The sequence below is a fragment of the Methylobacterium sp. J-001 genome (assembly GCF_022829565.1).
Classification (GTDB): domain Bacteria; phylum Pseudomonadota; class Alphaproteobacteria; order Rhizobiales; family Beijerinckiaceae; genus Methylobacterium.
Window position 1 is genome coordinate 1 of the sequence record NZ_JAKSYN010000143.1, and the last position, 329, is coordinate 329.

General features: G+C 66.9%; 1 pseudogene. It reads left to right on the forward strand.

The annotated features are described in order from the left end of the window. Nucleotides 1-63 precede the first annotated feature (63 nt). Nucleotides 64-329 (forward strand): annotated as a pseudogene (locus tag MKK65_RS18600) (hypothetical protein); the annotation flags it as partial.

The window sequence follows — 329 nt, forward strand, 5'->3', positions numbered from 1 at the left end:
GGCGGCTGCCGTGCGCACGCCAGTCCGACGGGTCGACGGGCGGTGGGCGGGATCACAGAGACGTTGCGTCGCGGACTGATCGCACACGGGCCGGTCTTGTGCCGCCAGGCGACGATCCCGACGTATGCGATCGACTCGAGCAGTATGGACTTGGGGTTGGTGCTAGGGAAGCGCGCGGCGAACAGCCGCACTGGCGCCAAGACCGAGTCCGTGCTTCCGCAGATGATCGATGAAGTCGAGATCGTCGCGGTCACTGCCGGCTTCGACGGCCGCAGCCTCCGACAGCTGCAAAAGATGCGCGGAAGCACGGACTCGGTCTTGGCGCCAGA